This is a genomic window from Desulfosporosinus youngiae DSM 17734 (assembly GCF_000244895.1).
Taxonomy (GTDB): domain Bacteria; phylum Bacillota; class Desulfitobacteriia; order Desulfitobacteriales; family Desulfitobacteriaceae; genus Desulfosporosinus; species Desulfosporosinus youngiae.
The window spans coordinates 2,076,934-2,102,404 of record NZ_CM001441.1; the positions used below are offsets into that span (position 1 = coordinate 2,076,934).

Sequence of the window (25,471 nt, forward strand, 5' to 3'; positions counted from 1 at the left end):
TCTGTGCTTGAATAATATCAGTACAGAATAAGGAGTTGTTTTGTTATGGTACGAAAAGTAAAAAGGAAAAAGTCAGGCATACTCAGATTTGCAGTACTTCTCTTGAAGGTTGGAATGGCTGCTTTTGTTTATAAATCCATCATTATGCCAGGATACCAGCACATCTTTGCCCAGGAATATGAGGATAAAACCATGACGGCTTCAGCGTTGAAACCAGAATCCGAACCCTCTGTTTCCATATCTTCCGATCAACTGAACAGTTCTAATGCGATTCTGATCAATTTAAAAGATCATAACATTCTGATGCAGAAAAACAGTGAAGAAAAAATCTATCCCGCTTCCTTAACGAAGATGATGACAGTCATTGTCGCCATAGAAAACCTGCCTGATTTCAAGAAAGAAATCACCCTTACCAATTCTGTGTTTCAGGGCCTGTCAGAAGCAGATGCATCTATGTCGGGTTTCCAGCCGGGTGAGAAGGTAAGGGTGATTGACCTTTTATATGGGGCTCTGCTTCCCAGCGGGGCAGAGTCTTGTGTCGGGCTTGCTGATTACATTGCAGGGTCGGAGAAGGACTTTGCCGGGATGATGAATCAAAAAGCGGCAGGTCTGGGCATGCGCACCACACATTTTGAGAACTCAACCGGACTTCAGAATAAAAACCATTACACAACAGTCAAAGATCTGGCTGTTCTGCTCAGCTATGCTTTGCAAAATGATACGTTCCGGGAGATTTTTACTTCATCCCGTCATTCCATACAACCTACGAATAAGCATCCTGGCGGGATAACCTTTTACAGTACCATGTTTGAAGAACTCAACAATCAAAGCATTGCCGGCGGGAAAATCTTAGGAGGGAAGACCGGCTATACCCGTGAAGCCGGTCTATGTCTGGCGAGTCTCGCCAAAGTGGGCAACCAGGAATATATTCTGATTTCAGCCGGCGCCAAAGGAAATCATCAGTCGGAACAGTATAATATTAGCGATGCCTTAGCTGTATATAATAGTATAGGAAAGGATGATTATAACGTTAACTCAACAAAGGTACCCGGAGATGTTCAACACGATAAAAGGCGGTTGAACAATCCGCCTTTGAAGTTCAAGTAAAATCAATCAACAACGGGCCGCATTTTCGGCCCGTTGTTGATTTCACCGGTTGTGTTATTTTAAGATCATTTTCTGCAGCGCCTGTTTTTGTGCCTCATTAATGAGGGGCAGCATTTTTTTTAGCTTTGACTTTTTTTCTTCCGGAAGGTCTTTGAGGAAAGCTCTCATTTTTCCGGCCAGCTCGGGTGTTATATAATGACGTTCATTCATGCGGATCAACTCCATTATTTTTATTAATTGGTCTGAACTTATAGTTTGGTTAAATGACAGCAGTGTTTGCAGTTGTTCAAGCTCAGAGCGCAGCTTTTCCTTTATCTTTATCTGTTCCTTGACGATTTCCAGTTGAGCTTGAACGACGAGGAGAGGATTGAAATCAGGATTTTCCATAAAGTTATGGATTTCTTCTAAGGAAAAGCCCAGTTGTTTCAGAGATAATATCTGCTGAAGTTTTAAGGCATCGGCCTTAGTGTAAAGCCGGTGGCCGGCTTCGGTAGTTTCGGAGGGGACTAATAGGCCTATTTGGTGATAATGGTGCAGTGTTCTGACTGTAATTCCACACTGGCTTGCAAGCTCACCGATTTTCCAAATAGTTTTTGGCATTCTTTCACCTCGTTTCCGCAGGATTTTTGTCGACGAGTAAATTATACAACCTGACGCTGCGTCAGGTGCAAGAGGTTTTTAAATATGGATGAAATTGGTATATTTAAATTTTATTAACCGGTGTAATATTTTTTAACTTAATGTGACTCATTATATGAGAGGGGGGTATCAATGAAGGAAATTGAAAAAGTGTATTTTGAATATAAGCAGGATATCTATCATTATTTGTTAAGCCTGACTCATGATCCTGCCCTTTCGGAGGATTTGCTCTCAGAAACCTTTGTTAAGGCCATATTCTCTCTTCGTAATTTTAAAGGCAATTCCTCAATCAAAACCTGGCTGTTGGGGATTGCCCGCCATCTATGGCTGCAAAACCTGCGTAAAGTCAGACCCACGGTGGAATACAGCGATCTTTTAGATGTCTATGTGACAGACGGAACCATGGATAGGGTGATTGCCAAGCAAATAGCCGGTAGGGTCCGTGAGCTGCTGAAAACCAAAGATCAGCGCACCCAAAAGATAATCAGTATGCGTGTCAATGGGATAAGTTACTATGAAATCTCAGAGAAAATAGGTGTGTCGGAAAACTCCGCAAGAGTCATAGATTTCAGGACCAAAAAATGGCTTAGATCCGTTTTGGAAAGGGAGGAATTGATTTGAAGGTGCCTTGTGAGATAATCCTGGATTTGATACCCCTTGTGAAGGACAATGTTGCCAGCGAAGGCAGTATTAACTTGGTTTCGGAACATTTGAAGAGCTGTGCAAGCTGCAAGCTTGAGTTTGGCAAGGACGCCTTGCCAATCCCCAAAGAGGTTGATGATAGAAAAGTATTGTCTTTAATTAAGAAGAAACTTTTTCTTATCACCTCAGCACTATTATGCCTCGGAGCGATTATTGGCATGACAGTAAACCAAAGCACATCTCCAAACTTTATGCCGGTCATAATGATCGTCCTAAGCCTTGTTGTTATGGGGATACTAATCTTCAAATCCGACTGGAAAGGGGATGAAGGTGTGAGCAGATTTTTTCTGGGAAAAGCGATTGGGACAATGATTGTCTTTGCAATATTGGGAATTTACCTCTTGCTAAAATACGGACTTCATCTCTTTTAAAGAATTTGCTGAAATGTCATTTGCTGAACTGACGTATTCAAGAGCACGCCGTATACGACAGCATAAGAAAATAATCAGTGCTTCATAAGAATTTCTTAAGATTTTGCTAAGTTAAAATTACAACCTAGCCTGCCTGATTTCGGTAAGATGAAATTACCGAATCGGGCGGGCTTTTATATTGCCGAAAGGAGGCGCGGACATGTTGCTTGGCCCATCACGCTTAGGGTGGTAACGATGAGAACCGGAAAATTAACAACGAATAACGGCTGCCTGGCCTGGCTTTTCCTCGGGCCCAGCCTGCTGGGTTTTGCTCTTTTTTATTTGCTCCCCTTTGTCACCGGCTTTTACTATTCCCTGGTAGACAGTCCCCTTCACGGCACCTTTGTCGGCTTACATAATTACGGCGCTTTGTTAAAAAACCCGAGCTTTCTATTAGCTCTGGGGAATACAGCCAAGTTCACTTTGATCTGTGTACCTCTTAATCTGATTCTCTCCCTGGGAGTGGCCTTGTTATTGAATAAAAAGTTACCGGGCCGGAACCTGTTTCGCACCATCATGATCACTCCTTTGGTAGTACCCGTAGCCTCGGTTGTTTTGGTCTGGCAGGCTTTCTTTGATTTAAACGGCGTTTTAAATTCCCTGCTCCAGGCTCTGGGTTACCCGCCGGTGGACTGGATGAAAACCAACTGGTCCAGGATGGTGGTCCTGGCAGTTTATCTGTGGAAAAACATGGGTTACAGTGTCATCCTGTTTCTGGCCGGATTGCAGAATATACCGGCTGAATACTACGAAGCGGCCAGGATCGACGGGGCCGGCCGCTGGCAGGAGTTTTTCCGGATAACCCTGATTTACCTGACTCCCACTACTTTTTTTGTGTTTATTATCTCGATTATCAATTCCTTTAAAGTGTTCCGGGAGACCTATCTTATCTCCGGAGACTATCCCCATAACAGCATCTATATGCTCCAGCACTACATGAACAATATGTTCATGGCTCTGGATTATCAAAAACTGACGTCCGCGGCCTTCATTATGGCTGCCTTTATCGTGACCGTCGTTTTACTGCTTTTTATCGTGGAGAGAAAGATCACCAACCTGATTAATTAGAATCTCAGTCAGAAGCCGGGGATCAGGAGTCGGGCGTCAGGAGTGTAAAGAACAAAGAAAATTGTACAGCACACGGAGGAAACCACCGGAGCGCCGGATACAAGTAACTTAAAAACTTTTTTATGGGTAGTAAGAAATTGAGAACCGGGGAGAGGAATGAGCGCATTGAATCGGAACCGTCTGATAACAAAAGTACTTCAGACGACAGTATTGCTGGTACTGGCTGTCAGCTTCATTTTTCCTCTGGCTGTAACCATCACCAATTCATTGATGAGTGAACAGGCAATCGCCGATAATTATGGTCCGGTGACGGACAAAAATTTAAGCAGCTATAAGGAAGATACTGCACATCACTTTGCCCGGTTCCAGCTGATCCCTGATGTGGTGGTGCTTAAACAGTATTACAACGTGCTCATTAAAAAGACCCAGTTTCTTTTCATGTTCTGGAATTCCGTGCTGATTACCTGCCCTATCGTCATTGGGCAAACGATAGTGGCAACCCTGGCGGCCTATGCCTTTGCCAAGCTGAAGTTCAGAGGCAGAAACCTTTTGTTTTTTTTGTATATCATTGTGATGCTGATGCCCTTCCAGGTAACTCTGGTGCCCAATTATTTAATGGCCGGCTGGCTGGGCCTGCTGGGTAGCCGCTGGTCCATTATCTGGCCTGGCATCTTCAGCACCTTTGGCGTATTTCTTTTAAAACAGTACATGGAGCAAATACCGGACTCCTATCTTGAAGCGGCCCGGGTGGACGGAGCCAACCAGCTCCAGATTTTTCTCAAAATCATTCTGCCCATGTCCAGGGCCGGCATAGCAGCCATGGCTATCCTTGTGTTTATCGATAACTGGAACATGGTGGAACAGCCGTTGATTTTTTTACAGGACGCGGCCCAACAGCCGCTTTCCCTCTATCTTTCCCGAATCATCGACGGTGAAAAAGGCTTGGCCTTTGCCGCCTCCGTTCTATATATGCTGCCGGCGTTGCTGAACTTCCTTTACGCCGAAAAATACTTGCTGGAAGGGATCCGGCTTTCCGGAATCAAAGGCTGAGCAACTGGTGACTTGTTATATAAATTCTTGCCCACCTACTTTACAAGGGCTATTGTATCGCTGCACTAGTTCAGGAAGGGAGACAGAAAATTGGGGAATGAAGCCATTGCAGGTGATGTGCAAAGAAAAAAGTTGATCGGAAAGTTGGGCCTGCTGTTCCTGATGACGATGATCGGGTTAACTTTCTTCTCCAATACCATCAATAACTTTGCTCTGCCCAGGGTCCAAACGGTCCGGCCGGGGAGCGGGGCGTTAATAAAAGAAATATTCGGTGAAGGGACGGTGGAGGTCAAATCAACCCGGGAGGAATACGCAGCTGCCAATTTGCGGGTCAAGGAGGTCATGGTGGAGCAGGGGGACAGGGTCAGTAAAGGCCAGCCCATCCTGAGCTTGGACGTAGACAGCCTTAACCTGGAGGTAGAGACCCTTAGACTGGAGGCGGACATCCAACAGTCCAATTATCTGGATGAACAGGCCCGCTACCAGCAGCTGCAGCTTTCCCTGGTGGGGGCCTTGAAGGATCAGGAGCAAAAACAACGGGATTACAACAACCTGAAAGCGCTGTTTGAGAAGGGTGCTGAAACGGCAGTAAACCTGCAGAATGCTGAAAGGGACTTGGCGGAGGAGGAAAGCAACTGTCAGACTATCCGGCTTAATCTGGAAATACAAGCCAGAAAGGTGGAAAACCTGGCTAAACAGGTGGCCAACACGATCAGAAAGGCGGATGCCCTGGCCAAAGAGGCGGCCAACAAGGGCGTCTATACAGCGCCCGTGGACGGCCTGATCACAGAGCTGAATTTCCCCGCGGGGTCGATGACCAATAACTCCCTGCCCCTGTATAAATTGGCCGATCTGGGGCAGGGGTTCCGGCTGATCGTGCCCATTGACAATGATGTGGTTGATTACGTCAAACCCGGAGATACGGTGAGTGTTAATATTCTCTCCCTGGGGGATAAAAGGACCGAGGGGAAAATTGACAAGATCGTGGAAAACAGCCGGCACAACGGGGATAAAAAGGATTTGTGGATCGACGTCTCTTTGGAAGGCCTGACCGGCGGCGAGAAGGGAGAAATATATTTAAGCAAAAAAACCAAGCCTTACGCTACCCTCATACCGAACAGCGCCGTTTATGACGACAGCAGCGGCTCCTATGTCTTCGTTCTGGAATCAAGAAAAGGGCCTTTAGGTGCGGAGAACTATTTGCAAAAGGTGGACGTCAATGTGGAAGACAGCGATAATAATAAGTCTGCGCTCACAGATATGGTGATGGGCGAAGTGGTGATGCAAAGCAATAAACCGCTGGAGGACGGGGACAGAGTTCTGAAGGAGGCGGCAAATTGAAACCGGCCCACTTGAAACCGGCTAAATCAGCCTATCCGGCCTATCTTGTTCTGGCCCTGGGCCTGTTGGTTTTAACCTGGAGCACCCTCCTGGGGTCATCCCTGCCCGCTAAGTTGGCGGATCTGGGCGGCCTGCACAAAACCGATAAAATCACCGCCACCTGGCTGGGCAATTTCCATCAGCCGGAGGCTGCCTCTTTTACCCTGAAAGATATGAGGCAGCTAAGCCAATACAACCTCCGGGATTATGATCTGGCTTACGCCGTGGAGGCTTCAACGTCTGCCGCCTATCAAAAGAACCAGAACCCAGCCCAAGTGCTGGGGGTGAATGACAGGTATGATCAATTCCAGCAAATAAACTTGAAAGCGGGCGGTTTTTTAACCGTCGAACAGGAAAACCAGCAGGTCGCCGTCATCGATGAGGACCTGGCGCAGGCTCTTTTTCAGAACCGCAATGTAGTGGGCCTGGAGATAGAACTATATGGCCGGAAATTCAGAATAGTTGGGGTGGCCGGAGCTGACCATTCCCTGATTGGGACACTGACGGACAGGGGCTACGGCACAGTGTACATACCGGCGAAAATATTGTTGGAACTGGAAGCGGATTCCCGAATAACCTTCTTGGCAGTTGAAACCAAGGATGCCGGCACCACGGGCCGCAATACCGCTGTTTTGACAACGGCCCTGACCTCTATCGGTCAGGACCCCGCCAACTACAAAATCATCGATTATAACCTGGCGGGCCTCCTGATGGAACAAGGGAACCTGCTCCGCAATTTCCTGGCGGGGGCAGTAGCCATGGTGATGCTTTTCGCTTTGCTCAGGGGAAAAATAAGGGGCCTTGATCATTTCTGCCGCCAGAGACTCCGGGATAACTATTGGCGGGAGATGATTAAGGAGGATGCCGTCAGGCTGATGCTTGATATGGCGGTAATCTTAGCGCTTGTTGCAGTGATGCTTTTAGTGTGGAAATTAATCAGATTCAGCTTATATATTCCGCCGGAAAACATACCCGATGAACTGATTGATATTTCGTTTTGGGTTGACCTCATTCAAAGGGGGATTCAAACCAGGATGCAAAGCGCCGGCGATGCAGCACCGCCGGGAGAAGTTCAATTGAATGTTCTTAATACCATCCGGAACTGGAACTTGTTTTTAAATATCTTTCTTGGTTGGCCGCTGTTCTGGCTGGGACTTTATCAGACCCGGCTGTTGGGGGAAAAACTGCTCAAAGTTGAAGTGTTCTGCAGCGTTTTCCTACTGGCCGCCTTAAGTCTGGGCACCGCCTTGCTGTGGATCATAAAAATGACTCCTGTCATCGGGACCGGGGAGGCGTTGCTGGTATTCAGCTCTGTATTTTTAACCGCACTGACAAAAATAGGGCAAATGATCAGAGGTCACACCTGCTGAAGTCTTGGTATTTCAAAAGAGGTCAGGGGACACACCTGCTAAAGCCTTAGTATTTCTTTGTAGAAAGGAATGTCCCCAATAATAAGAATGTCCCTAATTAGCAGGAATGTCTCAAACGAATAGGAGGGCAGCGGATGGCGAGTTTACATCTGAAAAATCTAGCTAAGACCTACCCAGGCGGAGTTACGGCGGTCAGGGATTTCTCTCTGGAAATAAGGGATCAGGAATTCTTAATCCTGGTAGGTCCTTCCGGCTGTGGCAAAACAACCGTATTGAGGATGATTGCCGGCCTGGAGGAAATTTCAGCCGGTGAATTATATATTGATGACCGGCTGGTTAATGGCATGGCTGCCAAAGACCGGGATATCGCCATGGTTTTTCAAAATTATGCCCTTTATCCCCATCTGTCGGTCTATGACAACATGGCTTTCGGACTTAAGTTGAGAAAGCTGCCCAAGGCTGAAATCAGGCAAAATGTCCAGGAAGCGGCCAGGATTCTGGGACTTGAAGATCTTCTCAAACGCAAACCCAAGGAACTTTCCGGCGGGCAAAGGCAAAGGGTGGCCCTGGGTCGGGCCATTGTCAGAAAAGCTAAGGTTTTCCTGATGGATGAGCCTCTGTCCAACCTGGATGCCCAGTTGAGAACCCAGATGAGAATAGAAATTGCCAGGCTCCATAAAGATCTGCAGACAACCTTTGTTTATGTAACCCATGATCAAACCGAAGCCATGACCATGGGTACCAGAATCGTGGTGATGAAGGATGGCCTGATCCAGCAAATCGACAGCCCGCAAGCCATCTATGACCACCCGGTCAATATGTTTGTGGCCGGTTTTCTCGGCAGCCCGGGGATGAACTTTCTGGAAGTTTTAATTATCGAGGAAAAGGGCTGTATTTTTGCCAAACTGGCCGACGCTCTGCTGCCTGTTCCCGCTGCCGGGGGACAAAGGTTAAAAGAGCAGGGGTATCTGGATCGGAAAGTGGTCCTGGGGATTAGAGCGGAGCACCTCTGCGGCAGCGGAGATTTTTTGAATGGCCATCCCGGGTGTGCTTTGTGCGGGAGGCTGGAGTTCAGCGAATTGAGAGGGGCTGAAACTTACCATTACGTGAGGATAGCCGGCAGGGAGGTGGTTGTCAGGGTGAGTCCGGAGCTGCGCGCCGAAACAGGACAGGAAGTCAGGGTGGGTTTTAATATGGCCAAGGCCCATTTTTTCGATCAGGAAAGTGGGGTGAACGTCATTAGACAGTAGTTAAGTCAGAATATCTTTTAGGGTTTAAATCCCTACTGAATCCTTGTGACTATTCAGGGTCTTGGGGAATTCTGAACGGGGAAACCACAGATTACCCATGAAAAAAACGATAAGAGAAACCACAGATTAACACAGATTTCACAGATTAAGAAGGATGAAGTATAGAAAAATGGCGAAGATGGGAGTCAATGAAGAACGATAATTATCAATTATCTGAAAACCACAGGATTAAATCGGCCTTTTATCAACTTTGGCGAATATCAATTGCGTTACAAGCGATTTGTAGTTTAGAACTAAAAATGTATTTTTTAAATCTGTGTTAATCTGTGTAATCTGTGGTTGATTAACTGAGTACCTGAATAGTCACGAATACTTAAAGAAAAAGGGGTGCTTTGATGAGAAAGAACAAATGCGGAGTTGTCCTAAGCCTGGCTCTGGTCCTCGGCCTGGGAGTATTAATCGCGGGTTGCGATACCCAGGCCGTCGGGGAAGCTAATAAATCTAATTCTCTGACCATTGCGGTAGTGAGCAAAGACATGTACCTGGATGCGGCAGTGAAAAAGTTTGAGGAACTTCATCCCGGCGTCAGTGTGGAAGTAAAAGAATACACCTCCAGTACCTCGGAAAAAGGGGAAGGTGTCAGAGGGACGGAGCCCGGCGATATTGAAAAATATGTCACGACCATGAATACCCAGCTCATGTCCGGTCAGGGCAGCGATATCATTTTATTAAACAACCTGCCCTATCAGACCTATGGGGATAAGAATCTTTTAGTTGACTTGGACGGGCTGATGCAGGCGGATCAAAGCTTCGACAACAGCAAATACTACCAAAATATTTTCCAGGCTTTAGAATATAAAGATAAACTCTATGGGCTGCCGGTTAATATCAGTATCGATATGATTGCCGCCGATAAAACTTTACTGGCTGATTCCCAGGCGCCAATCGACGATAGCAGCTGGGATTGGCAGGATTTTGTCAAGACGGCGGAAAAGGTCGTTAAAGACAAGCAAAACGGGGGAACCCAGGAGATGTATGCCTTGGCCGGGATGGATGAAAAAAAACTGATTGCGACTCTGGTTAAAGAAAACTATGCCAGCTTAGTGGATCAGGAGAAGAAAACAGCCAATTTTACCGGCCGGGAATTTCTTGATTTACTGGATTTGAGTAAATATCTGCTTGACCACAAACTGGTTAATACGGATATCGACCAGACCAACATGATGGATATGGCTTCCCGGGGTAACCTGGTTTTTAATTTCACTTCCCTTGGAGGGTTTTGGGACCTGCAAGTGGCCAAGGCGATTTTCAGCGAGGGTGTTCAGCTTTTAAAGCCTCCCGGAAACCTGTTTTTTTCCACGGACTCTATGTATGGGATCAGCAGTAAATCAGCCCATCAAGAACTGGCCTGGGAATTTTTAAAATTTATGCTCTCTGATGAAATGATGACTCAGGGAGGAATGCCGGTTAATAAAAGTGTACTTCCCCAGATTGCCCGGAATTTCAGCCAGGCTATCCAAAAAAATGGCGGGAAAATGAGAATTAAGGACGACGGAATTCCAGATCAAACGATAACACTGCAGCCCCCCACCCGGGAGGATGTGGATTATATGGAAAACCTGCTCAGTCAAGCGAAGGTCTATATCGGAACGGACCAGAAGATTCTTGCCATTGTTCAGGAGGAAACCGCGGCCTTCTTTACAGGACAGAAGACAGCGGAGGCGACTGCCCAATTGATTCAGGACAGGGTGAGCACATACTTAAATGAATAAGCGCAAAGGTTTTTTGGACTCCGCTGTTTATTGCTTACTGGAACACAAAAAGAAGGAACGCTCCGTGAATTCTCATGGTTGAGCGTTAATATTAAATACTAAAGCCGGTTTCTCTATTTAAATGAAGAGAAACCGGCTTTTCGCTGTTCAGAATTTATCAAATTCTAAAAAGGATTTGAATACAACAATCTAGAAATAACTGTAAGGCCAATGGTTTTCAAGCATACAAAGAAGTCTTTGCCAAGGAGAGCTGGATTTTAGGTTTTTCTGCATTTGCCATTGGGAAAAACGATGAGTTCAAGAATTATTATCCAACTGATCAAAGTATCAGTGTTATAAACAGTTGGTACCGGTGATATTAGACATATTTCTATAATGGCGGAATGCTGTCTAAGCGAATGCTTTAAAAGCATGAAATTAATGGGGTGATTTAATGTTGGTTGATAATGGCCTATCGGGTTTAATGTTTAATGTAATGCCGGGGTTTATGATGATATTTTTTGTCCTGGTATCCGGCATTGTTATATTTGGAATAATGAAGGGAATCGGACAATGGAAATACAACAACTCACAGCCGATATTAGATGTTACGGTCAAGGTTACAGGGAAGAGAACGAATACTACGGGCAGTTTTCACGGCGGAACGGGAGAATCCGGGGCGCATCATAGTCATTCCAGTACGACCTATTATGTTACTTTTGAGGTTGAAAGCGGGGATCGCCTGGAATTTACGGTTAATGGCCGCGAATATGGGCTGATTGCCGATAATGACACGGGAATCCTTAGATTTCAAGGGACAAGGTTCTTAGGGTTTACCCGGAGCAAATCTTCCGCCTTATAGCCTAAAAAGTATTGCAAAGAGTTGTCATTTGAGAAATTTGAACCATGCCAGGGCAATTAGTAGAATTTAAAATTCAGTTTGAGAAGCAGCCTTTTGTGGTAGTGCCTTATAATCAAAACCATTGGGTAGCGATTCAGGATTATCAAGGCATGCCTCTGGATGAGATTATTTCTCTCTGGACGGTATTTAATAGACATCTCCTCAGAGGTATCGGCAGGATACCGGAAGAGAAACTGGGGTATGTGTGTGATATAGGTGATAATCAATTCTGTACTTTCTGGGAATTGATTCAGGATTACCTGAGGCACATGGAGCATCACTTGAAGCAGATCTTTGGCAGATCAGAATTTTAAGAGAGAAGAAAGTTTTGCTGCGTTTTGATATTTATAGAAAGTGCCTAAATCTTCAGGGGTATAAGTCAATCAAATGATGGGACTTGAGGATTGTCGGAACACATATGCCTGTGAAAATAATAAGAATGAAAAGATAAGGAAAATACTTCTATGGAATACGTGAGAAACAAAGGATATGTTCTGAACCTATCTTGGCGGTTCGGGACCGGTCTATATTGTAAGGGTTGAATCCTCACCGGATGATACAACAGCAATTATATATTGGTATAATAAGGAAGGCGACAATGGTTTATTTAAGTATTTTTACATTTCCGGATGCGGAGAGGGAAACTAGCTTTTTCATGGATTTAAAGAGAACTTGCTATGATGTGTTCTATCCATTCAGGGTTTTATCCAGGCACGGTTTTGAGAGAATTGATTTTGAGCCGGTGACGATTCTATATGGGGGAAACGGTTCGGGAAAATCCACGGCCTTAAATGTGATTGCCGAAAAAACAGGTATACAGCGGGATTCCATTTACAATAAATCGAATTTCTATCCTGACTATATTAAGCGGTGCGGGATGCACCTGGAGGCCGACATCCCTGAAAACAGCAGAATTATCACCAGTGATGATGTCTTTGACTATATATTAAATGTCCGAAATCTTAACGAAGGAATTGATCAGAAACGGGATAAACTGTTCGAAGAATATCTGGATGCCAAGTATTCACAGTTTCAGATGAAGTCTCTGGCCGATTATGAGCAGCTTAAAACAGTCAATTTGGCCAGAAGCAAATCTCAGTCCCGGTTTGTGAGAAAGAAATTGATGGCCAATGTGCGGGAGTACTCCAATGGGGAAAGTGCATTCCTTTACTTCACGGAGAAAATCGATGAAAAGGGTGTGTATATTTTGGATGAGCCTGAAAACAGCCTGGCTCCCAAACGGCAGATGGAATTAATGAAATTTATTGAGGATGCCGCACGGTTTTGGAATTGCCAGTTTATTATCTCGACTCATTCTCCCTTTTTACTGGCCTTGCGGGGAGCCAAAATATATGATTTGGATGAGAATCCCGTAGATGTCAAGCGATGGACGAAATTGGATAATGTACGCACATACTATGAATTTTTCAAACGATATGAAAAAGACTTTATATAAATACTGGATTGAGCCGGGTGGTGAAGTATGGGGTATAGCTCATGTATTATATATTTCCTGACTGGGACAGGAAATTCTTATCGAGCGGCTACGTGGATGGCGGAAACATTTAAAGACAAAGGGATCAACACTAAGCTGTTTCAGATTACAAAATGTTATGGGGAAGCTGATTATGGGGAAAATGGAAAGGACTTAGTGGGATTGGTTTATCCAACCCATGGTTTCACAGCACCTTGGCAGGTGATTAGGCATACATTGCGTTTACCGCGGGGAAAGGGAAGGCCTGCTTTTGTGGTGGCGACAAGAGCAGGCACCAGAATTGCTTCTCTGTCCTTTCCGGGTTTGGAAGGTACGGCAGGTTACCTGGTCGCACTTCTGCTTATGCTGAAGGGTTACATAATCCGCGGAGTCATGGGGCTGGATATGCCGTCCAACTGGATGTCATTACACTGGGGTTTAAATCCTGCAAACTCCAGGTTTATTATTGAGAGGGCAAAGATCAAAACAGATTTTTTTGTGGAACGTATTTGGGAAGGAAACAGAGTGTTCAGGGGAATTTTTTCCGTGTTTTTAGGTTTGCTTCTGAGCCCCTTTTCTTTAGCATATCTGGTTATCGGCCGGTTTTTCTTGGCAAAGTTGTTTTTTGCTTCTGAAAACTGTACCGGCTGCGGCATATGCGCTGAATCTTGTCCCCTTGAAGCCATCAAAATGAGAGGAAGCAAAAAGCCTCGCCCTTATTGGACATTTTCTTGTGAAAGCTGTATGAGATGTATGGGCTATTGCCCTAATAAAGCAGTTGAAGCAAGTCATTCACTGGCGGTTTTTTTCTATTTCCTTACGATGCTGCCGGTCTCATATTATGTTCTGAATGAATTGAACAAGCTTATGCCGGTAGGACAGGATCATTTTCTTTTAAATAGCCTGATTGATTATTGCGGCACACTGCTGATAATTTTTGCAGTCTATTTTTTGTTTTATTGGCTTATCAAGATTCCTCTGCTCAACAAGCTCTTTACCTACACAACCTTGACTCACTTATATCGCCGGTATCATGAGCCGGATACAAGGCTGAAGGATATTAAGGCAGAAAGGAAAAAGTATCAGGATCAAATCTTCTAGGTTTGAAAGGAGTGAGTAAAACGGTAAAGGTAGCGATAAAAAGGACAATTATGTATATGTCGCTGAACTTGATGACCAAGTTGTTGGGTATTTCTCAATTGCATAAACAAAAGTTTCCATAAGTATCGGAAAGCTATTAATAACTCTGTGAGAGGTTAATTATGCAGCAGCCTATATTTTGGGATATTGCAGGTCCCATTTCATTATTTCTTTTGGGAATCAGCTTTATCCTGTCTATATTTTTTTTTATTAAAAAAAGAGTAAAGTTTATTATTTTATGTAGTATAGTTTCGCTAATAGTGGCGTTTATAACCTTATGGTCAATAGGTTATTATGTACTAATTTTAGCTATAGTTCAATTTGGGGCAGCCGTCTATCTGTCTGTAAAAATAAATTGAAAGTAAAATCGTCGTCAGTAGCGTAGAGGAAAATTAATTTTATAAACTATGTCATACTTCGAATAGTTTGTTGTCTGAACGCAGATCAATTCTCGAATGGCATGATAGCTCAATTATTTTTTCCGGGTTTCAAGGAATCATTACTTGAGAGATGGGCATTAAATGCAATTTAGGGCATAATGAAATGAGGTGGTTTTCGGTGAGAGATTTAGAAAAACTAATTGATGAGGTTAACGGCTCTATGGCGATGGAAGGGATGCCACTTACGCAGTCTGATAAGGATAGAATCAGATATTGCGCAGGAAATAATAAATTGGTTGAGAAAACAATAGCTGAGCTTGTCAAAAAACATACAGCTGCCTACGACTACGACCATGAACAACAATTATGAGTTCCACTTCGTTTGGCGTTCTACCTTAGTGAGATTAATGCCCTGCACCCCTTTTAGGGAAGGTAACGGCAGGGTGTAAAGACTCTTTAGCGAATATTTGGCTGAAAATGCAGGCTATCGGGTAGACTTTTCTCAAGTGACCGACAAGCAGATGATTGAAGCAGGCACAATCCTGTATTTTTAGGGTGCGTTGAGCATGGACCGGGAGAGCGCTTGCTTCGCATTTAAAGGCCGGGGATTCGAATCCCCTTATCTCTACCAAGTTAAAAGCTACATTTTCTTGTGAAAAGCGCACAAGAAAATGTAGTTTATTTATAATGGGAGGCAGCATCATGAATAAGATTACCTGTATTTGTTTAGGTGTAAGAAGCATGGAAAAGTCTATTAAGTTTTACCGAGATAAGTTGGGGTTTCAGACAGAGGAAAAGGGCAATAATCCCCCGGTGATATTCTTCAATACGCCCGGCACCAAGTTTGAGCTTTTTCCCTTGGATTTACTGGCAGAAGATATTAACAAAGAGAACCCGCCGAAAATAGCAAACGGCTTTGGCGGTATCACTTTGGCCTATAATGTTGAGCATAAAGAAGATGTTAAAAAAATAATTGAACTTGCTCGAAGTGCCGGAGCAAAAATCGTCAAAGAGCCACAGGATGTTTTCTGGGGCGGGTATCACGCATATTTTGCTGACTTGGACGGCTATTATTGGGAAGTCGCTTGGGGCCCTGATTTTAAGTTCGATGATAAGGGTATGCTAGTATTTTAAGAAGCAAATCCCAATAAACACAGATTGATTATTCCTCATTCGCCTTCTCCGTGACTTTGCAGAGTTATCGTGCAGGGCTTATTAAGATGTATGCTTTAGTAGATGCCGGAGATTATCAAAAAGTTACAACGGGTATTACTATCGAAGAAACGGTTGAAAAGTTCACGAATAGAGGAACCGCAACAACAGAGAAAGAGACACAAGAACCTAGAGAAGAGTTTGAATTAACAGCTAAGATTACAGACATTCAAAATCTTGTTCTCGAAGGGAACACTTATTACGATATCCTGTTGGAAGGACAGGAGGATGTGGATTAAAAAAAGAGAATTACTAAACAGCTGTCAATCCGAACCCTTGATTTTTGGGGTTCGGGTTTTGTTTTCCCACCCCCTAGCTTATCTCCAGCTGACCTCGATTGCCTTCCGGGAAAATTCCAGGGGAAAAGGGATGCTGATTCCGGACTCCCCGCAGGATGCATCTTTAGCGGCTGCCTCTCTGCCAGTTGCTCAGAGGTTTTACCGCGGGGAAGCAATATCAACCCAAAACAGTACGCCACCGTCGGCGTTCTCGATGGCGAAGGGGAACCCTTGCAGCTGGAGAGCTTTTTGCACAATCGTCAGCCCCAAACCACTGCGTCCGCAGCCCGCCGTCCGCGCTTCGTCGGCACGGTAAAACGGCTCATAGAGACGGGAGAGTGCTGCTTTCGGAATGTGCGCGTTGCCGTTCCAAACGGAAAGCCGAACACTGCCCACCCCCTCCGTGGCCCAAACCCGGATTTCCGAGTTTTCAGGCGAGTTTTGCGCCGCGTTGAGGATTACGTTGGACAGAGTCTTGGCAAACAGCCCGGTATCAAGTGTACAAGGGATGTCCTTGGCGATTTCAACAGTCAGTTGTTGCCCTTTGGCCTCAATAATGGGAATTAGCGGAGGCAGGACATGGTTGACGCAATCCCTAAGGTTTACCACCGCTTGCTCCCGTTTGTCGATATTGCCCAGCTTTACTATCTCAAGTATCTCCGACACAAGCCGGGTTTGCTCCTTATTCAGTTTCAGACACTCGCGCAGATACGCCGGATATTCCTCCGGAGCAATAACATCTCCCAGCAAACCCTCCAAAATTGCGCTTGTTGCAGCTATTGGTGTTTTCAGTTCGTGGGAAGCGGCAGAAAAGAAATAGCGTTGCTTTTCTTCAATCTCCTTAACGTGTTCCATCTCAGCTTCGAGTTTGCGAATAGTGGATTTCAGCTCCTCGTACATCGAATAAACATCTTCGGCAAGCTGCCCGATTTCGTCACCCCGCGGGAGGGGCGGGGCAACGTCGCGTAATTGCGCCATACTGCGCGCATCCGCCGCGATACGTCGTACCGGGCTGGCGATGAGCCAGGCGAATAAGGCAGCGGTTAAGAAGCTCAACACGAGAATCAGCCCGAAGGTCCACGCCGCTTTAGCAAGTATTCCATCGTAAACGGTTCTGCCTGTAAATGGCGTGATAATGGATAGCTTTAGGCCGTTCTCTGCCGACAGAAACACTACACGTTCCGGAATGCCGCCTGTCGGGCCGGTGGCAAACCCATTGACGAATAGGTCGTTTTTTCGGGTAATGACCTTTCCCAAGGCAGAAAATTTTTTGTCAAAATCCGGCGGTATCTCAAAACCTGACGGCATTTCAAAATCCTCTGTTTCAAATAAAATCTCCCCGTCCGCATTCTGAAAACGAAACTTAAAGGAGCGGTTTTCTTCGTGGAACTTCTGCGCAAACTCGGTGATTTCCTCATTGGTTTTCCCCTTCAACTGCGTCATCAGGGGCAGAAAGTCCTCTGCGGCTTGCTTTTGCTGGGTCAAGGTGACGGCGGCTTTGATCTGGTTGGAAAAAAACGCGAACATACCGCCGGTGACAATGAGCAGAATCAGCATAGTGTAAAGCAACACTTTGCCGAATATACCGAAAAACCTCTTTTTACTCTTCACTGTCGTCAGCCTCCAAATAATAACCTACGCCCTTGATTGTGCGAATTAGTTTCTCCGGCAATTTATCCCGCAGTTTTTTCATACTGGCGTGAATAATGCCTTCGTTACCCTCGAAATCATATCCCCAAATGCGGGTCAGAAGGGTTTCGTGGGCAAGGATTTTCCCGGCGTTGCGGACGAACAGCTCCAAAATTTCAAACTCTTTTGGTGTAAGTGGGATTTTCTTGCCGTCATATTCCGCGCCGTAGGTCTCCGGGTACAAAGTCACCTTGCCCGCTTGAATTTCCTTTTTCAGAACGCCGCTGCGCCGCAAAAGGGCCTCCGTCCGCTTAACGAGAATCGGCATGGAAAAGGGCTTGGTTACATAATCGTCTGTTTGTCCCTCGAAAGCCCGCAATTGATTGTCATCGTCCGACAGCGCCGTCATCATCAGCACCGGGGTGTCGTAATTTTTCCGCAGTTCGCGAAGCAATTCCTGTCCGTTGATACCAGGCAACATAATGTCGAGTATGATGAGGTCATATTTTTGGACATAAAAACGTTCAAGTGCCGAATCGCCATCACTGCAGGCATCGACAAGCCAGCCCTCTTTGCGGAGAAACTTGCAGACCATATCCTGCAAACGGGCGTCGTCCTCAACGACAAGAATCTGTATACCCACAGTCATCACCTCCGACTCCATTGTAATATGCCAATCTAACTTTAATCTAATTTGACTCCATTGCCGCACCAATAATGGCGTAGGTCTGTGAATCCCGTTCCACATTCTCCATCGCCTTTATCCTTTGCCTGTTGTTCTAAAATTATATAACCACAGATTACACAGATTAACACAGATTTAAGAAATAAATTTTTAGATCCAAACTATCAATCCCTTGTAACGCAATTGATAGTCGCCAAAGCTGATAAAAGGCCGATTTAATCCTGTCGCTTTGAGATAATTAATAATTATCCTTTGCATTGACGCCCATCTTCGCCATTTTTTATACTTACCTTCTTAATCTGTGAAATCTGTGTTAATCTGTGGTTTCTCTTATCGTTCTTTTCATGGGTAATCTGTAGTTCTCATGGGCAATCGGTAGTTCCCCGTTCAAAAGTTAGATTGAAGTTAGATTAGCCTGCTAGAATAAGGCCGCAAGACAAAAGTTGCTACTATTCAGGCCTAGGAGGTTATAACTATGAGGAAAAAACTTGTCAGCAGTCTGTTGGTCACCGCCCTTGCCTTAACCACTCTTACCGGTTGCGGCACTAAAACGGCGACAGACTACCAAAAAATTATGGCAAGCGCTGTATCAGGTGAAATAACGGTTTCTTGTTATGACAGCACAACCTACAAAAGTTACTTAGAGCAAGGGGCAAAATTATTCGAGGAAAAATATCCGGGTACAAAGGTTAATGTGGAGAGCGTAGGCGCTATGCCCCAAGTGAAAACCCAGCAAGACGGCGGTAAAACTTTGGCGGTTGTAACAGCCGGCGGCAATGACCAACAAGCGAAAGACGATTATGTCAGCAGGGTAAACACAGAAATTATGAGCGGCGGCGGAGCCGACATTCTTGCTCTGGATGTACTGCCCTATTATAAATATGCCGATAATGGTCAACTCGAAGATTTGAACAACTTCATCCAAAACGACCCCGGCTATAATAAAGCCGCTTACACGGAAAATATTATAGCTGCCACGGCCTACAAAGGCGGACAGTATATTTTCCCAATGGACTATACCTTTAACTATTTCGCTTATGATAGTTCGCTGATGGCTGACTTCCCGGCTCAGGATAAACTTACCTATCAAGATGTGATCAAGGCCGCAAAGGATGCCTCGGCAAGCACGGGCAACAAAATTTTCGGCCAAAGTGCCTACTCTGTTCAAAAAGGAACCAGTTTCTTTGAAAAGGCATATGCACTGGACTATACAACCTTTGTAGACATTAGCAATAAAAAGGTGGATTTCACGGGCGGCGAGTTTGCGGAATTGCTGGAAACCGTTAAAAACTATGCCGACAGCGGTTCCATTAACCCGGCAAATGTGATAGCGGCGGAGACGTCCCGTGAAACTAGTTTGGATAAATTCGCAGCGGACAATGCCGAAAAATACTATGCCAAGTTTAACTCCAGTCTTAATCTGGTTAATCAATTTACACGAAATTTAGGCACAAAAACCAACGTTATCCGGCAAGCCGGCAGCGGCGGCAGTTCTGAACATGATGAAATAGCTGGGTTGGTAGCCAATGATCAAGGTGAGGTTGATTTCTCATACACTCAAGGCTATGGCATAAATTCAAATTCAAAGAACAAACGCACAGCCTGGGAGTTTATAAAATTTTTAGCAAGTGAGGAAATGCAGTCAAGTGGCTTGGGTTCTCCCAATAGTATCCCCATCAATAATCAGGCCAAAGAAAAAACAGCCTCCATGCTGATAACAGGCGAGGTTATACAAAATCGTGCCGCAGCAATGGGCGTGTCCGACGGACCGGCAGGCAATGGGCAGGAAGCGGCGAAAGAATTGACGCCTGAGCAGCAGCAGGCCCTGGCTAATTACCTGGCAACCCTGGACAGATTGACGAAATTGCTGAACAACTATGATCTGCACGATGAAAAGATAGACAATATGGTAACAACAGAGGTGAAAAACTTCTTCACGGGGGAAAAAACTGCCGCAGAGGTTGCCAAGGCACTGCAAAGCAAAGTGGAATTATATTTGAACGAATAGAGGTGCATAAGGGCTTATGAAGAAAGCCAAAGAGCAAGCAATCTGGTTTATACTTCCCAGCGCCCTAGGCTTTATCATCTTCTTCATCTTCCCTTTTATGATCTCACTAGGCTATGCATTTTTGGATAAGCCGGTAGGCGGGCAGTTCGTAGGGCTGAAAAATTTTATCGACTTATGCCAAAACTCTTCCTATCAAAAGGCACTCCGGAACACGGCGATTTTCATGGGGCTCTGCGTTCCGCTGAACATACTATGTTCCCTGGCAATCAGTATGCTGATCAACACTGTGAAACGGTCTAAGCAGTTATTCACCCTGGTGTTCCTGATCCCCCTTGTCATACCCTCGGGATCTATGGTGTTCTTTTGGAAAATGATGTTTGCCAACGATGGCTTTATCAATGGGATCATCGTGAAGTTTGGCGGACCGGCCATCCATTGGCTGGAAACGGGCTGGGCCTTAGGCGTGATCGTTCTGATTTTTATCTGGAAGAACCTGGGGTATAATATTGTGTTATTGCTTGCCGGACTCAGTGCCATCCCTAAAGATTATTACGAAGCGGCCAGCATGGACGGCGCGGGCAAGTGGCAGAGTTTTAAGTACATTACCCTTCCTTATCTCGTGCCCACCTTCGTTCTGACCACCTTGATGTCGGTCATTAACTCCTTTAAGGTGTTTAAGGAAATCTATTTAATTACCGGCGACTATCCCCAGCATAGCATTTATATGCTGCAGCACTTTATGAACAATATGTTCAGCTCCCTGAATTATCAGAAGCTCACCACGGCAACGACAGTGCTGGTGCTAGGGATAACCTTGATAACCATGGGATTATTTAAGATCGAGCGGAGGGTTGCCGAATGAGGAAGAGCTATGCAATTTTAATCGCTTTAAGCCTTATATTCATGCTGCCTCTGCTGATCACCATGACCAACTCGTTGATGAGTGAAGCGGAAATCGGGCTGAACTATACCACGAAGTTATCAATTTTTGATGCGGTAGAGGGCATCACCCAAAAATTCGTTCAATTTGTGCTGATTCCCGAAAGTGTTACCCTTAGCCAATATGCAGCCGTTTTATTTAAGCAGCCTGCCTTTATTGTTTTGCTCATGAATTCCCTGAAGATCACTCTGCCCGTTGTCTTAGGCAATACGGCGGTATCCCTGCTTTGCGCCTATGCCTTCACAATTTGGCAGTGGAAACACAAAGAGAAACTATTTTTTATTTATATCATTGTGATGCTGATGCCCCTCCAGGCTGTTTTAGTCCCCAATTACATCATTGCGGATTGGCTGCATATCAAAACCAGTTACCTGGCGATCATCCTGCCCGGAATTTTTTCTCCCTTTGGAGTTTTCCTGCTTAGGCAGAGCATGAAAGGGATACCCAAAGAATACTTCGAGGCGGCAAAAATTGACGGAGCCAGCGATTGGTATATATTCCTTCACATCGTCCTGCCCCAGATGAAATCGGGTATCGCCGCACTTAGTATGCTGGTCTTCATCGAATATTGGAATTTGGTTGAACAAGTTATTGTCTTTATCAAAGACTATTTTAAAGAACCCCTTTCGGTGTTTTTATCCAGAATTGCCGATGGACAAATAGGACTGATTTTTGCGGCAAGCTGCGTGTTTATGTTTCTGCCCCTGTGGTTTTTAGCAATCGGGCAGCGGAATTTAGAAAAAGGCATAGAACTTTCAGGAGTAAAATAAATGAGTAACTATCTGAACCTTAAAACAATCGGAATGACCATTTTGACAATTTTAGTGCTATGTCTGTTTTTGTCCAAAACAATCTATGCCTTTAACATGCCGCAAATCACGGCCACGATCCCTTTTAACGGGAAACTGAGCAAAACGGAAACGGCTAATGGGATGGCAGATTGGTCTGAAAAAGAGGCTGTTAGCAGTGAAGTTGGGGGAAAAATTGAGGAAGTGTTCGTTAAAGAAGGGGAAACCGTTGACAAAGGGCAGGAGCTTATGCGTCTATCCCTTAATAACGAGGATATGACTAAAATCGAAGAATTAAAGACTGCCCGGGCCAAACTGGAGCTGGAGATTGAAACTATTAATCTGAAAATCGAAAAAGCCAAAGCGGACCTGACAGCCTTGGCAGCAGAGCAGGCAGACGAGATAAAAAAAGCCCAGGACAATTACGACCGCCTGAACAGTTTGTATCGGGCAGGGGCAATAGCGCAGGTGGAATGGGAAACGGCGGACTATAATCTGAAATCCAACATAAGCAAGTATGACAAGCAAGTTGCGGATTTGAAAAACCTGATGCTGACCTATGATCAAGACATTAAAGGCAGGCAATTAGACCTCAAAAACAATGACCTTCAGCTGGCGCGCTATAGTGACATTTTATCAGCCAACGGGAGCATCAAAGCGGAAACCGCCGGAACAGTAGGCGGAATTGCCATTAGCAAAGGCGATCTTGTCACGGCAAACCAGTCGGTTATGACCATAGGTATCGGTGAAAAATTCACCATTACATGCAGTATACCCCTTGAAAACAGTTTTGTGGCCAGCGGCGACACTTGCCAACTCACCAACTCCACCCACTCCTTTGAGGGGATCGTTGACAAAATTGTTGCCGATGAAAAAGCCAAGACGGTTAGTATCACGGTTAGGGATGGGAAGATCACGCCCAACGAGAGCTTTTCCATAACCTTCTCCAAAGAGGGCGAACAAACAGAAAAACTGGTGCCTAACGGAGCAATTCAGCAGGATAGCTCGGGGTACTTCCTTTACAAAATCAGCCGCCGGGAAGGTGTGCTGGGCGATGAGTATTATACGGAAAGATTGCCCATCTACATCGGTGATTCAGACAACACGAACACAGTTATCTTGAATGATATAGGCTTTTTTGAGCCGGTCGTTCTGTCGGGCAATAAACCGTTTAGTGAGGGGGAGACGGTAGTTCTTAAAAACGGTGGTGATTTCTTTGCCAAGGATTAACCTGGCTGTCGTCGCCTTAACGATTTGCGGGGCAGCGCTGCTGGCCCTGTTTGTTTTAGGGAGGGGTGCGCAAGGGAACGAGAATTTGTTTTTTGCCTGCCCGAAGGTGAATGAGGCTGTTGCCCTTGAAAAAGCGGATGAAACAGACGCGAAATTAACCTATGAAATAGTGGATACGGTTCGGGTTAAGTCTGCCGTCAACCTTGAGGCCAGACAAGTGGGAACGAACCATTTTTATCAGGAGATTATGGGTTACGCCATGACGACGGGCAGCTTTTTTACCCTGAATGCCCAGCAGGAAAAACGCAAAGTAGCTGTGTTAAATGAAAGATTAGCCTTTGAAGCTTTTGGGAGTTTTGATATCGTTGGCATGCAAATAAGCCTGAAGGATGAAAGTTATGTCATTCTGGGGGTTATCGAGGACAATCAAGAGGAAAGCGCAGTTTATGTGCCGTCGATTTTGACCAAGACCAGTGTAGCCAATTTTATAGAAGTTATGGCAACGGAAGAGGCGGCGCTGGCCAATCTGAAGAGTTTAGGAGTTAGTGAGGATCGTTTTTATTTAGCTAATTTAGGCGAGTTCGCCAAAGTTATTAAAGCAAAATTCGCCCTGGCCTGGTGGCTGATAGCCTTAGTAGTCTCAAGTTTTCTATCTGTACAAGGGGTAAAAGTTATCAGGAAATCAGTGCCTAAGGTCAAAAGACTAGCCAAAGACGAATATTTGAGGGAAGTTATAAAATCCCGTGAGGTACGGAGGATCATGCTAGTGGCCATGGCTGTTTTAACGGCAATTAGTATAGGAATTTATGCATTGCTGCAAGCAGCGCAAATATTGCTGTATTGGAGTCAGTATGCCAATGGGCTGGCAGGCATAGCGACCTTGGCATTCGGCGGAAAAATCAGCGTCCTGCAGAAACTTGCGCTCTATTCAAATTCAGCTTTGGCATTTTTTATGGGGGGTGTGGGCATTGGCATCATTGGAGCTTTCAGGCCTAAACAAAACCTATGATAACGGGTTTGTTGCCGTTCGTGATTTTAATTTAGCAATCCAAGACAAAGAGTTCGTTGTTTTTGTTGGGCCGTCCGGCTGCGGAAAATCCACAACACTCCGTATGATAGCGGGGTTGGAGGGCATAAGCGCAGGTGAGCTTTATATCGGTGGGGAAAAGATGAACGATGTACCCTCTGCAGAGCGGGACATCGCCATGGTTTTTCAAAGTTACGCCTTATATCCCCATATGACGGTTTACAACAACATTGCTTTTGGCTTGCACGTGCGCAAAGTGCCTAAAGGGGAAATACGAAAAAAAGTCCTGGAAGTCAGTAGAATTTTAGAGCTGGAGGAGCTTTTGGAGCGCAAACCCAAAGCACTTTCGGGAGGGCAGAAACAACGTGTGGCCATGGGACGGGCTATCGTGCGCGAACCTAAAGTTTTTCTGATGGATGAACCCCTTTCCAATCTGGATGCTAAACTTCGTGTGCAAATGCGAGCTGAAATTGCCAAATTGCATCAGCGCCTGCAAGCAACCTTCATCTATGTTACCCATGATCAAACGGAAGCGATGACCTTGGGTGACAGAATTGTGGTTATGAAAGATGGGGTTATAAGGCAAGCGGACACGCCGGAGAACTTGTATAATAACCCTGCCGATAGGTTTGTTGCCGGGTTTATCGGCACGCCGGCGATGAGTTTTATTGAGGTTGAAATCCAGGGGAATACCCTAAAATGGGGTGATTGTGAGATTGTTGTGCCTGATTTGCAGGTCAATGCACGAACTGCTGTTATGGGCGTGCGCAGCGAGGATGTCCGGATTACCAATAACCTGAACGGTAATTACGCAACGGTGGAGGCAGTGGAAATGCACGGCGCAGATTCTTTCGTCTCGCTTAATTGCGGACAACAAAGCCTGCTTGCGCGAATGGAGAGTTCAAGAGCAAAAAATATAGCCGGGCAAGTGCCTGTTTCTATAGACATAGATAAAATCCATTTATTTGATAAAGAAAGCGGAAAGGCCATGGGCTTAACAAAAGGCGGAGAAACTTAAAAATAACTAATGAATGAGATTTTCGGCGGGCGAT

25 protein-coding genes are annotated in these 25,471 nt (G+C 45.3%); 22 read left to right on the forward strand and 3 right to left on the reverse strand.

Annotation, left to right across the window (positions count from 1 at the left end):
* Nucleotides 1-45 precede the first annotated feature (45 nt).
* Nucleotides 46-1,107, forward strand: coding sequence for a D-alanyl-D-alanine carboxypeptidase family protein (locus DESYODRAFT_RS09735; RefSeq protein ID WP_007782424.1), 1,062 nt, complete (start codon nucleotides 46-48; stop codon nucleotides 1,105-1,107).
* Between the two features lie 54 nt (nucleotides 1,108-1,161).
* On the opposite strand, the gene DESYODRAFT_RS09740 is transcribed toward DESYODRAFT_RS09735, so the two are convergent.
* Nucleotides 1,162-1,707 carry a MerR family transcriptional regulator gene (locus DESYODRAFT_RS09740; protein WP_007782427.1) on the reverse strand — a complete coding sequence of 182 codons (546 nt, stop codon included), beginning with the start codon at nucleotides 1,705-1,707 and terminating at the stop codon, nucleotides 1,162-1,164.
* A 171-nt stretch (nucleotides 1,708-1,878) separates the two neighbouring features.
* Here DESYODRAFT_RS09740 and DESYODRAFT_RS09745 point away from each other — a divergent pair, with 171 nt between their 5' ends.
* The 15 genes from DESYODRAFT_RS09745 to DESYODRAFT_RS09825 all read left to right on the forward strand — a co-directional run bounded on the left by DESYODRAFT_RS09745 (nucleotide 1,879) and on the right by DESYODRAFT_RS09825 (nucleotide 16,073).
* Nucleotides 1,879-2,367 carry an RNA polymerase sigma factor gene (locus tag DESYODRAFT_RS09745; RefSeq protein ID WP_007782430.1) on the forward strand — a complete coding sequence of 163 codons (489 nt, stop codon included), beginning with the start codon at nucleotides 1,879-1,881 and terminating at the stop codon, nucleotides 2,365-2,367.
* Nucleotides 2,368-2,369: 2 nt separating this feature from the next.
* Entirely contained in the window at nucleotides 2,370-2,819 is a 450-nt protein-coding gene (locus DESYODRAFT_RS09750) for a zf-HC2 domain-containing protein (RefSeq protein WP_242833669.1), read from the forward strand.
* Nucleotides 2,820-3,053: 234 nt separating this feature from the next.
* The gene (locus DESYODRAFT_RS09755; protein WP_007782435.1) at nucleotides 3,054-3,926 is read left to right on the forward strand and encodes a carbohydrate ABC transporter permease; all 873 of its coding nucleotides are present in this window, start codon (nucleotides 3,054-3,056) and stop codon (nucleotides 3,924-3,926) included.
* A gap of 156 nt (nucleotides 3,927-4,082) precedes the next feature.
* Nucleotides 4,083-4,976 (forward strand): carbohydrate ABC transporter permease, encoded by an 894-nt coding sequence (locus DESYODRAFT_RS09760; protein ID WP_207636367.1) that lies wholly within the window; start codon nucleotides 4,083-4,085, stop codon nucleotides 4,974-4,976.
* Nucleotides 4,977-5,066: 90 nt separating this feature from the next.
* The gene (locus DESYODRAFT_RS09765; RefSeq protein ID WP_007782439.1) at nucleotides 5,067-6,317 is read left to right on the forward strand and encodes an HlyD family secretion protein; all 1,251 of its coding nucleotides are present in this window, start codon (nucleotides 5,067-5,069) and stop codon (nucleotides 6,315-6,317) included.
* Nucleotides 6,314-7,726, forward strand: a complete 1,413-nt coding sequence (locus DESYODRAFT_RS09770; RefSeq protein WP_007782440.1) for an ABC transporter permease — start codon at nucleotides 6,314-6,316, stop codon at nucleotides 7,724-7,726. The genes DESYODRAFT_RS09765 and DESYODRAFT_RS09770 overlap by 4 nt, the downstream gene beginning before the upstream one ends.
* A 134-nt stretch (nucleotides 7,727-7,860) precedes the next feature.
* Nucleotides 7,861-8,976 carry an ABC transporter ATP-binding protein gene (locus DESYODRAFT_RS09775; RefSeq protein ID WP_007782443.1) on the forward strand — a complete coding sequence of 372 codons (1,116 nt, stop codon included), beginning with the start codon at nucleotides 7,861-7,863 and terminating at the stop codon, nucleotides 8,974-8,976.
* A gap of 395 nt (nucleotides 8,977-9,371) precedes the next feature.
* Nucleotides 9,372-10,748, forward strand: coding sequence for an ABC transporter substrate-binding protein (locus DESYODRAFT_RS09780; RefSeq protein ID WP_007782446.1), 1,377 nt, complete (start codon nucleotides 9,372-9,374; stop codon nucleotides 10,746-10,748).
* Between the two features lie 433 nt (nucleotides 10,749-11,181).
* A complete protein-coding gene (locus tag DESYODRAFT_RS09785) occupies nucleotides 11,182-11,589 on the forward strand; it encodes a DUF2500 domain-containing protein (RefSeq protein ID WP_007782448.1) in 408 nt (135 codons plus the stop codon).
* A gap of 44 nt (nucleotides 11,590-11,633) precedes the next feature.
* Nucleotides 11,634-11,942, forward strand: coding sequence for a hypothetical protein (locus DESYODRAFT_RS09790; protein ID WP_007782451.1), 309 nt, complete (start codon nucleotides 11,634-11,636; stop codon nucleotides 11,940-11,942).
* A 284-nt stretch (nucleotides 11,943-12,226) separates the two neighbouring features.
* Complete coding sequence (locus DESYODRAFT_RS09795) at nucleotides 12,227-13,084, forward strand: AAA family ATPase (protein ID WP_007782454.1); 858 nt, start codon at nucleotides 12,227-12,229, stop codon at nucleotides 13,082-13,084.
* Nucleotides 13,085-13,111: 27 nt separating this feature from the next.
* Nucleotides 13,112-14,203 (forward strand): EFR1 family ferrodoxin, encoded by a 1,092-nt coding sequence (locus DESYODRAFT_RS09800; protein WP_007782456.1) that lies wholly within the window; start codon nucleotides 13,112-13,114, stop codon nucleotides 14,201-14,203.
* 597 nt (nucleotides 14,204-14,800) lie between these two features.
* Nucleotides 14,801-14,992, forward strand: coding sequence for a hypothetical protein (locus DESYODRAFT_RS09810; protein ID WP_007782461.1), 192 nt, complete (start codon nucleotides 14,801-14,803; stop codon nucleotides 14,990-14,992).
* Nucleotides 14,993-15,324: 332 nt separating this feature from the next.
* Entirely contained in the window at nucleotides 15,325-15,756 is a 432-nt protein-coding gene (locus DESYODRAFT_RS09820; protein WP_007782464.1) for a VOC family protein, read from the forward strand.
* Nucleotides 15,757-15,842: 86 nt separating this feature from the next.
* Nucleotides 15,843-16,073: a hypothetical protein gene (locus DESYODRAFT_RS09825; protein ID WP_007782467.1), complete on the forward strand. Its 231-nt coding sequence runs from the start codon at nucleotides 15,843-15,845 to the stop codon at nucleotides 16,071-16,073.
* Between the two features lie 198 nt (nucleotides 16,074-16,271).
* Here DESYODRAFT_RS09825 and DESYODRAFT_RS09830 read toward each other — a convergent pair whose 3' ends face one another.
* The gene (locus DESYODRAFT_RS09830; RefSeq protein WP_007782470.1) at nucleotides 16,272-17,723 is read right to left on the reverse strand and encodes a sensor histidine kinase; all 1,452 of its coding nucleotides are present in this window, start codon (nucleotides 17,721-17,723) and stop codon (nucleotides 16,272-16,274) included.
* Nucleotides 17,713-18,384 (reverse strand): response regulator transcription factor, encoded by a 672-nt coding sequence (locus tag DESYODRAFT_RS09835; protein ID WP_007782473.1) that lies wholly within the window; start codon nucleotides 18,382-18,384, stop codon nucleotides 17,713-17,715. Before DESYODRAFT_RS09835 ends, DESYODRAFT_RS09830 begins: the two co-directional genes overlap by 11 nt.
* Before the next feature lie 517 nt (nucleotides 18,385-18,901).
* Between DESYODRAFT_RS09835 and DESYODRAFT_RS09840 the strand changes: the two genes are divergently transcribed.
* Genes DESYODRAFT_RS09840 through DESYODRAFT_RS09860 form a run of 6 tightly spaced genes read left to right on the forward strand, consistent with a single transcriptional unit; the run spans nucleotide 18,902 to nucleotide 25,437 of the window.
* Entirely contained in the window at nucleotides 18,902-20,434 is a 1,533-nt protein-coding gene (locus DESYODRAFT_RS09840) for an ABC transporter substrate-binding protein (RefSeq protein WP_007782476.1), read from the forward strand.
* 16 nt (nucleotides 20,435-20,450) lie between these two features.
* A complete protein-coding gene (locus tag DESYODRAFT_RS09845) occupies nucleotides 20,451-21,296 on the forward strand; it encodes a carbohydrate ABC transporter permease (protein WP_007782477.1) in 846 nt (281 codons plus the stop codon).
* On the forward strand, nucleotides 21,293-22,144 hold the full coding sequence (locus tag DESYODRAFT_RS09850) for a carbohydrate ABC transporter permease (RefSeq protein ID WP_007782478.1): 852 nt from the start codon (nucleotides 21,293-21,295) through the stop codon (nucleotides 22,142-22,144). The genes DESYODRAFT_RS09845 and DESYODRAFT_RS09850 overlap by 4 nt, the downstream gene beginning before the upstream one ends.
* Entirely contained in the window at nucleotides 22,145-23,392 is a 1,248-nt protein-coding gene (locus tag DESYODRAFT_RS09855) for an efflux RND transporter periplasmic adaptor subunit (RefSeq protein ID WP_007782481.1), read from the forward strand.
* Entirely contained in the window at nucleotides 23,379-24,401 is a 1,023-nt protein-coding gene (locus DESYODRAFT_RS27250; RefSeq protein ID WP_007782482.1) for an ABC transporter permease, read from the forward strand. The genes DESYODRAFT_RS09855 and DESYODRAFT_RS27250 overlap by 14 nt, the downstream gene beginning before the upstream one ends.
* Nucleotides 24,361-25,437 (forward strand): ABC transporter ATP-binding protein, encoded by a 1,077-nt coding sequence (locus DESYODRAFT_RS09860; RefSeq protein WP_007782484.1) that lies wholly within the window; start codon nucleotides 24,361-24,363, stop codon nucleotides 25,435-25,437. Before DESYODRAFT_RS27250 ends, DESYODRAFT_RS09860 begins: the two co-directional genes overlap by 41 nt.
* The last annotated feature ends 34 nt before the right edge of the window (nucleotides 25,438-25,471 follow it).

Excerpts from the sequence above, each read along its gene's own strand:
- DESYODRAFT_RS09735 (WP_007782424.1), top strand. The coding sequence starts at position 46 with ATGGTACGAAAAGTAAAAAGGAAAAAGTCAGGCATACTCAGATTTGCA.
- DESYODRAFT_RS09740 (WP_007782427.1), bottom strand. The coding sequence starts at position 1,707 with ATGCCAAAAACTATTTGGAAAATCGGTGAGCTTGCAAGCCAGTGTGGA.
- DESYODRAFT_RS09745 (WP_007782430.1), top strand. The coding sequence starts at position 1,879 with ATGAAGGAAATTGAAAAAGTGTATTTTGAATATAAGCAGGATATCTAT.
- DESYODRAFT_RS09755 (WP_007782435.1), top strand. The coding sequence starts at position 3,054 with ATGAGAACCGGAAAATTAACAACGAATAACGGCTGCCTGGCCTGGCTT.
- DESYODRAFT_RS09760 (WP_207636367.1), top strand. The coding sequence starts at position 4,083 with ATGAGCGCATTGAATCGGAACCGTCTGATAACAAAAGTACTTCAGACG.
- DESYODRAFT_RS09775 (WP_007782443.1), top strand. The coding sequence starts at position 7,861 with ATGGCGAGTTTACATCTGAAAAATCTAGCTAAGACCTACCCAGGCGGA.
- DESYODRAFT_RS09780 (WP_007782446.1), top strand. The coding sequence starts at position 9,372 with ATGAGAAAGAACAAATGCGGAGTTGTCCTAAGCCTGGCTCTGGTCCTC.
- DESYODRAFT_RS09785 (WP_007782448.1), top strand. The coding sequence starts at position 11,182 with ATGTTGGTTGATAATGGCCTATCGGGTTTAATGTTTAATGTAATGCCG.
- DESYODRAFT_RS09790 (WP_007782451.1), top strand. The coding sequence starts at position 11,634 with ATGCCAGGGCAATTAGTAGAATTTAAAATTCAGTTTGAGAAGCAGCCT.
- DESYODRAFT_RS09795 (WP_007782454.1), top strand. The coding sequence starts at position 12,227 with ATGGTTTATTTAAGTATTTTTACATTTCCGGATGCGGAGAGGGAAACT.
- DESYODRAFT_RS09800 (WP_007782456.1), top strand. The coding sequence starts at position 13,112 with ATGGGGTATAGCTCATGTATTATATATTTCCTGACTGGGACAGGAAAT.
- DESYODRAFT_RS09820 (WP_007782464.1), top strand. The coding sequence starts at position 15,325 with ATGAATAAGATTACCTGTATTTGTTTAGGTGTAAGAAGCATGGAAAAG.
- DESYODRAFT_RS09825 (WP_007782467.1), top strand. The coding sequence starts at position 15,843 with ATGTATGCTTTAGTAGATGCCGGAGATTATCAAAAAGTTACAACGGGT.
- DESYODRAFT_RS09840 (WP_007782476.1), top strand. The coding sequence starts at position 18,902 with ATGAGGAAAAAACTTGTCAGCAGTCTGTTGGTCACCGCCCTTGCCTTA.
- DESYODRAFT_RS09845 (WP_007782477.1), top strand. The coding sequence starts at position 20,451 with ATGAAGAAAGCCAAAGAGCAAGCAATCTGGTTTATACTTCCCAGCGCC.
- DESYODRAFT_RS09850 (WP_007782478.1), top strand. The coding sequence starts at position 21,293 with ATGAGGAAGAGCTATGCAATTTTAATCGCTTTAAGCCTTATATTCATG.
- DESYODRAFT_RS09855 (WP_007782481.1), top strand. The coding sequence starts at position 22,145 with ATGAGTAACTATCTGAACCTTAAAACAATCGGAATGACCATTTTGACA.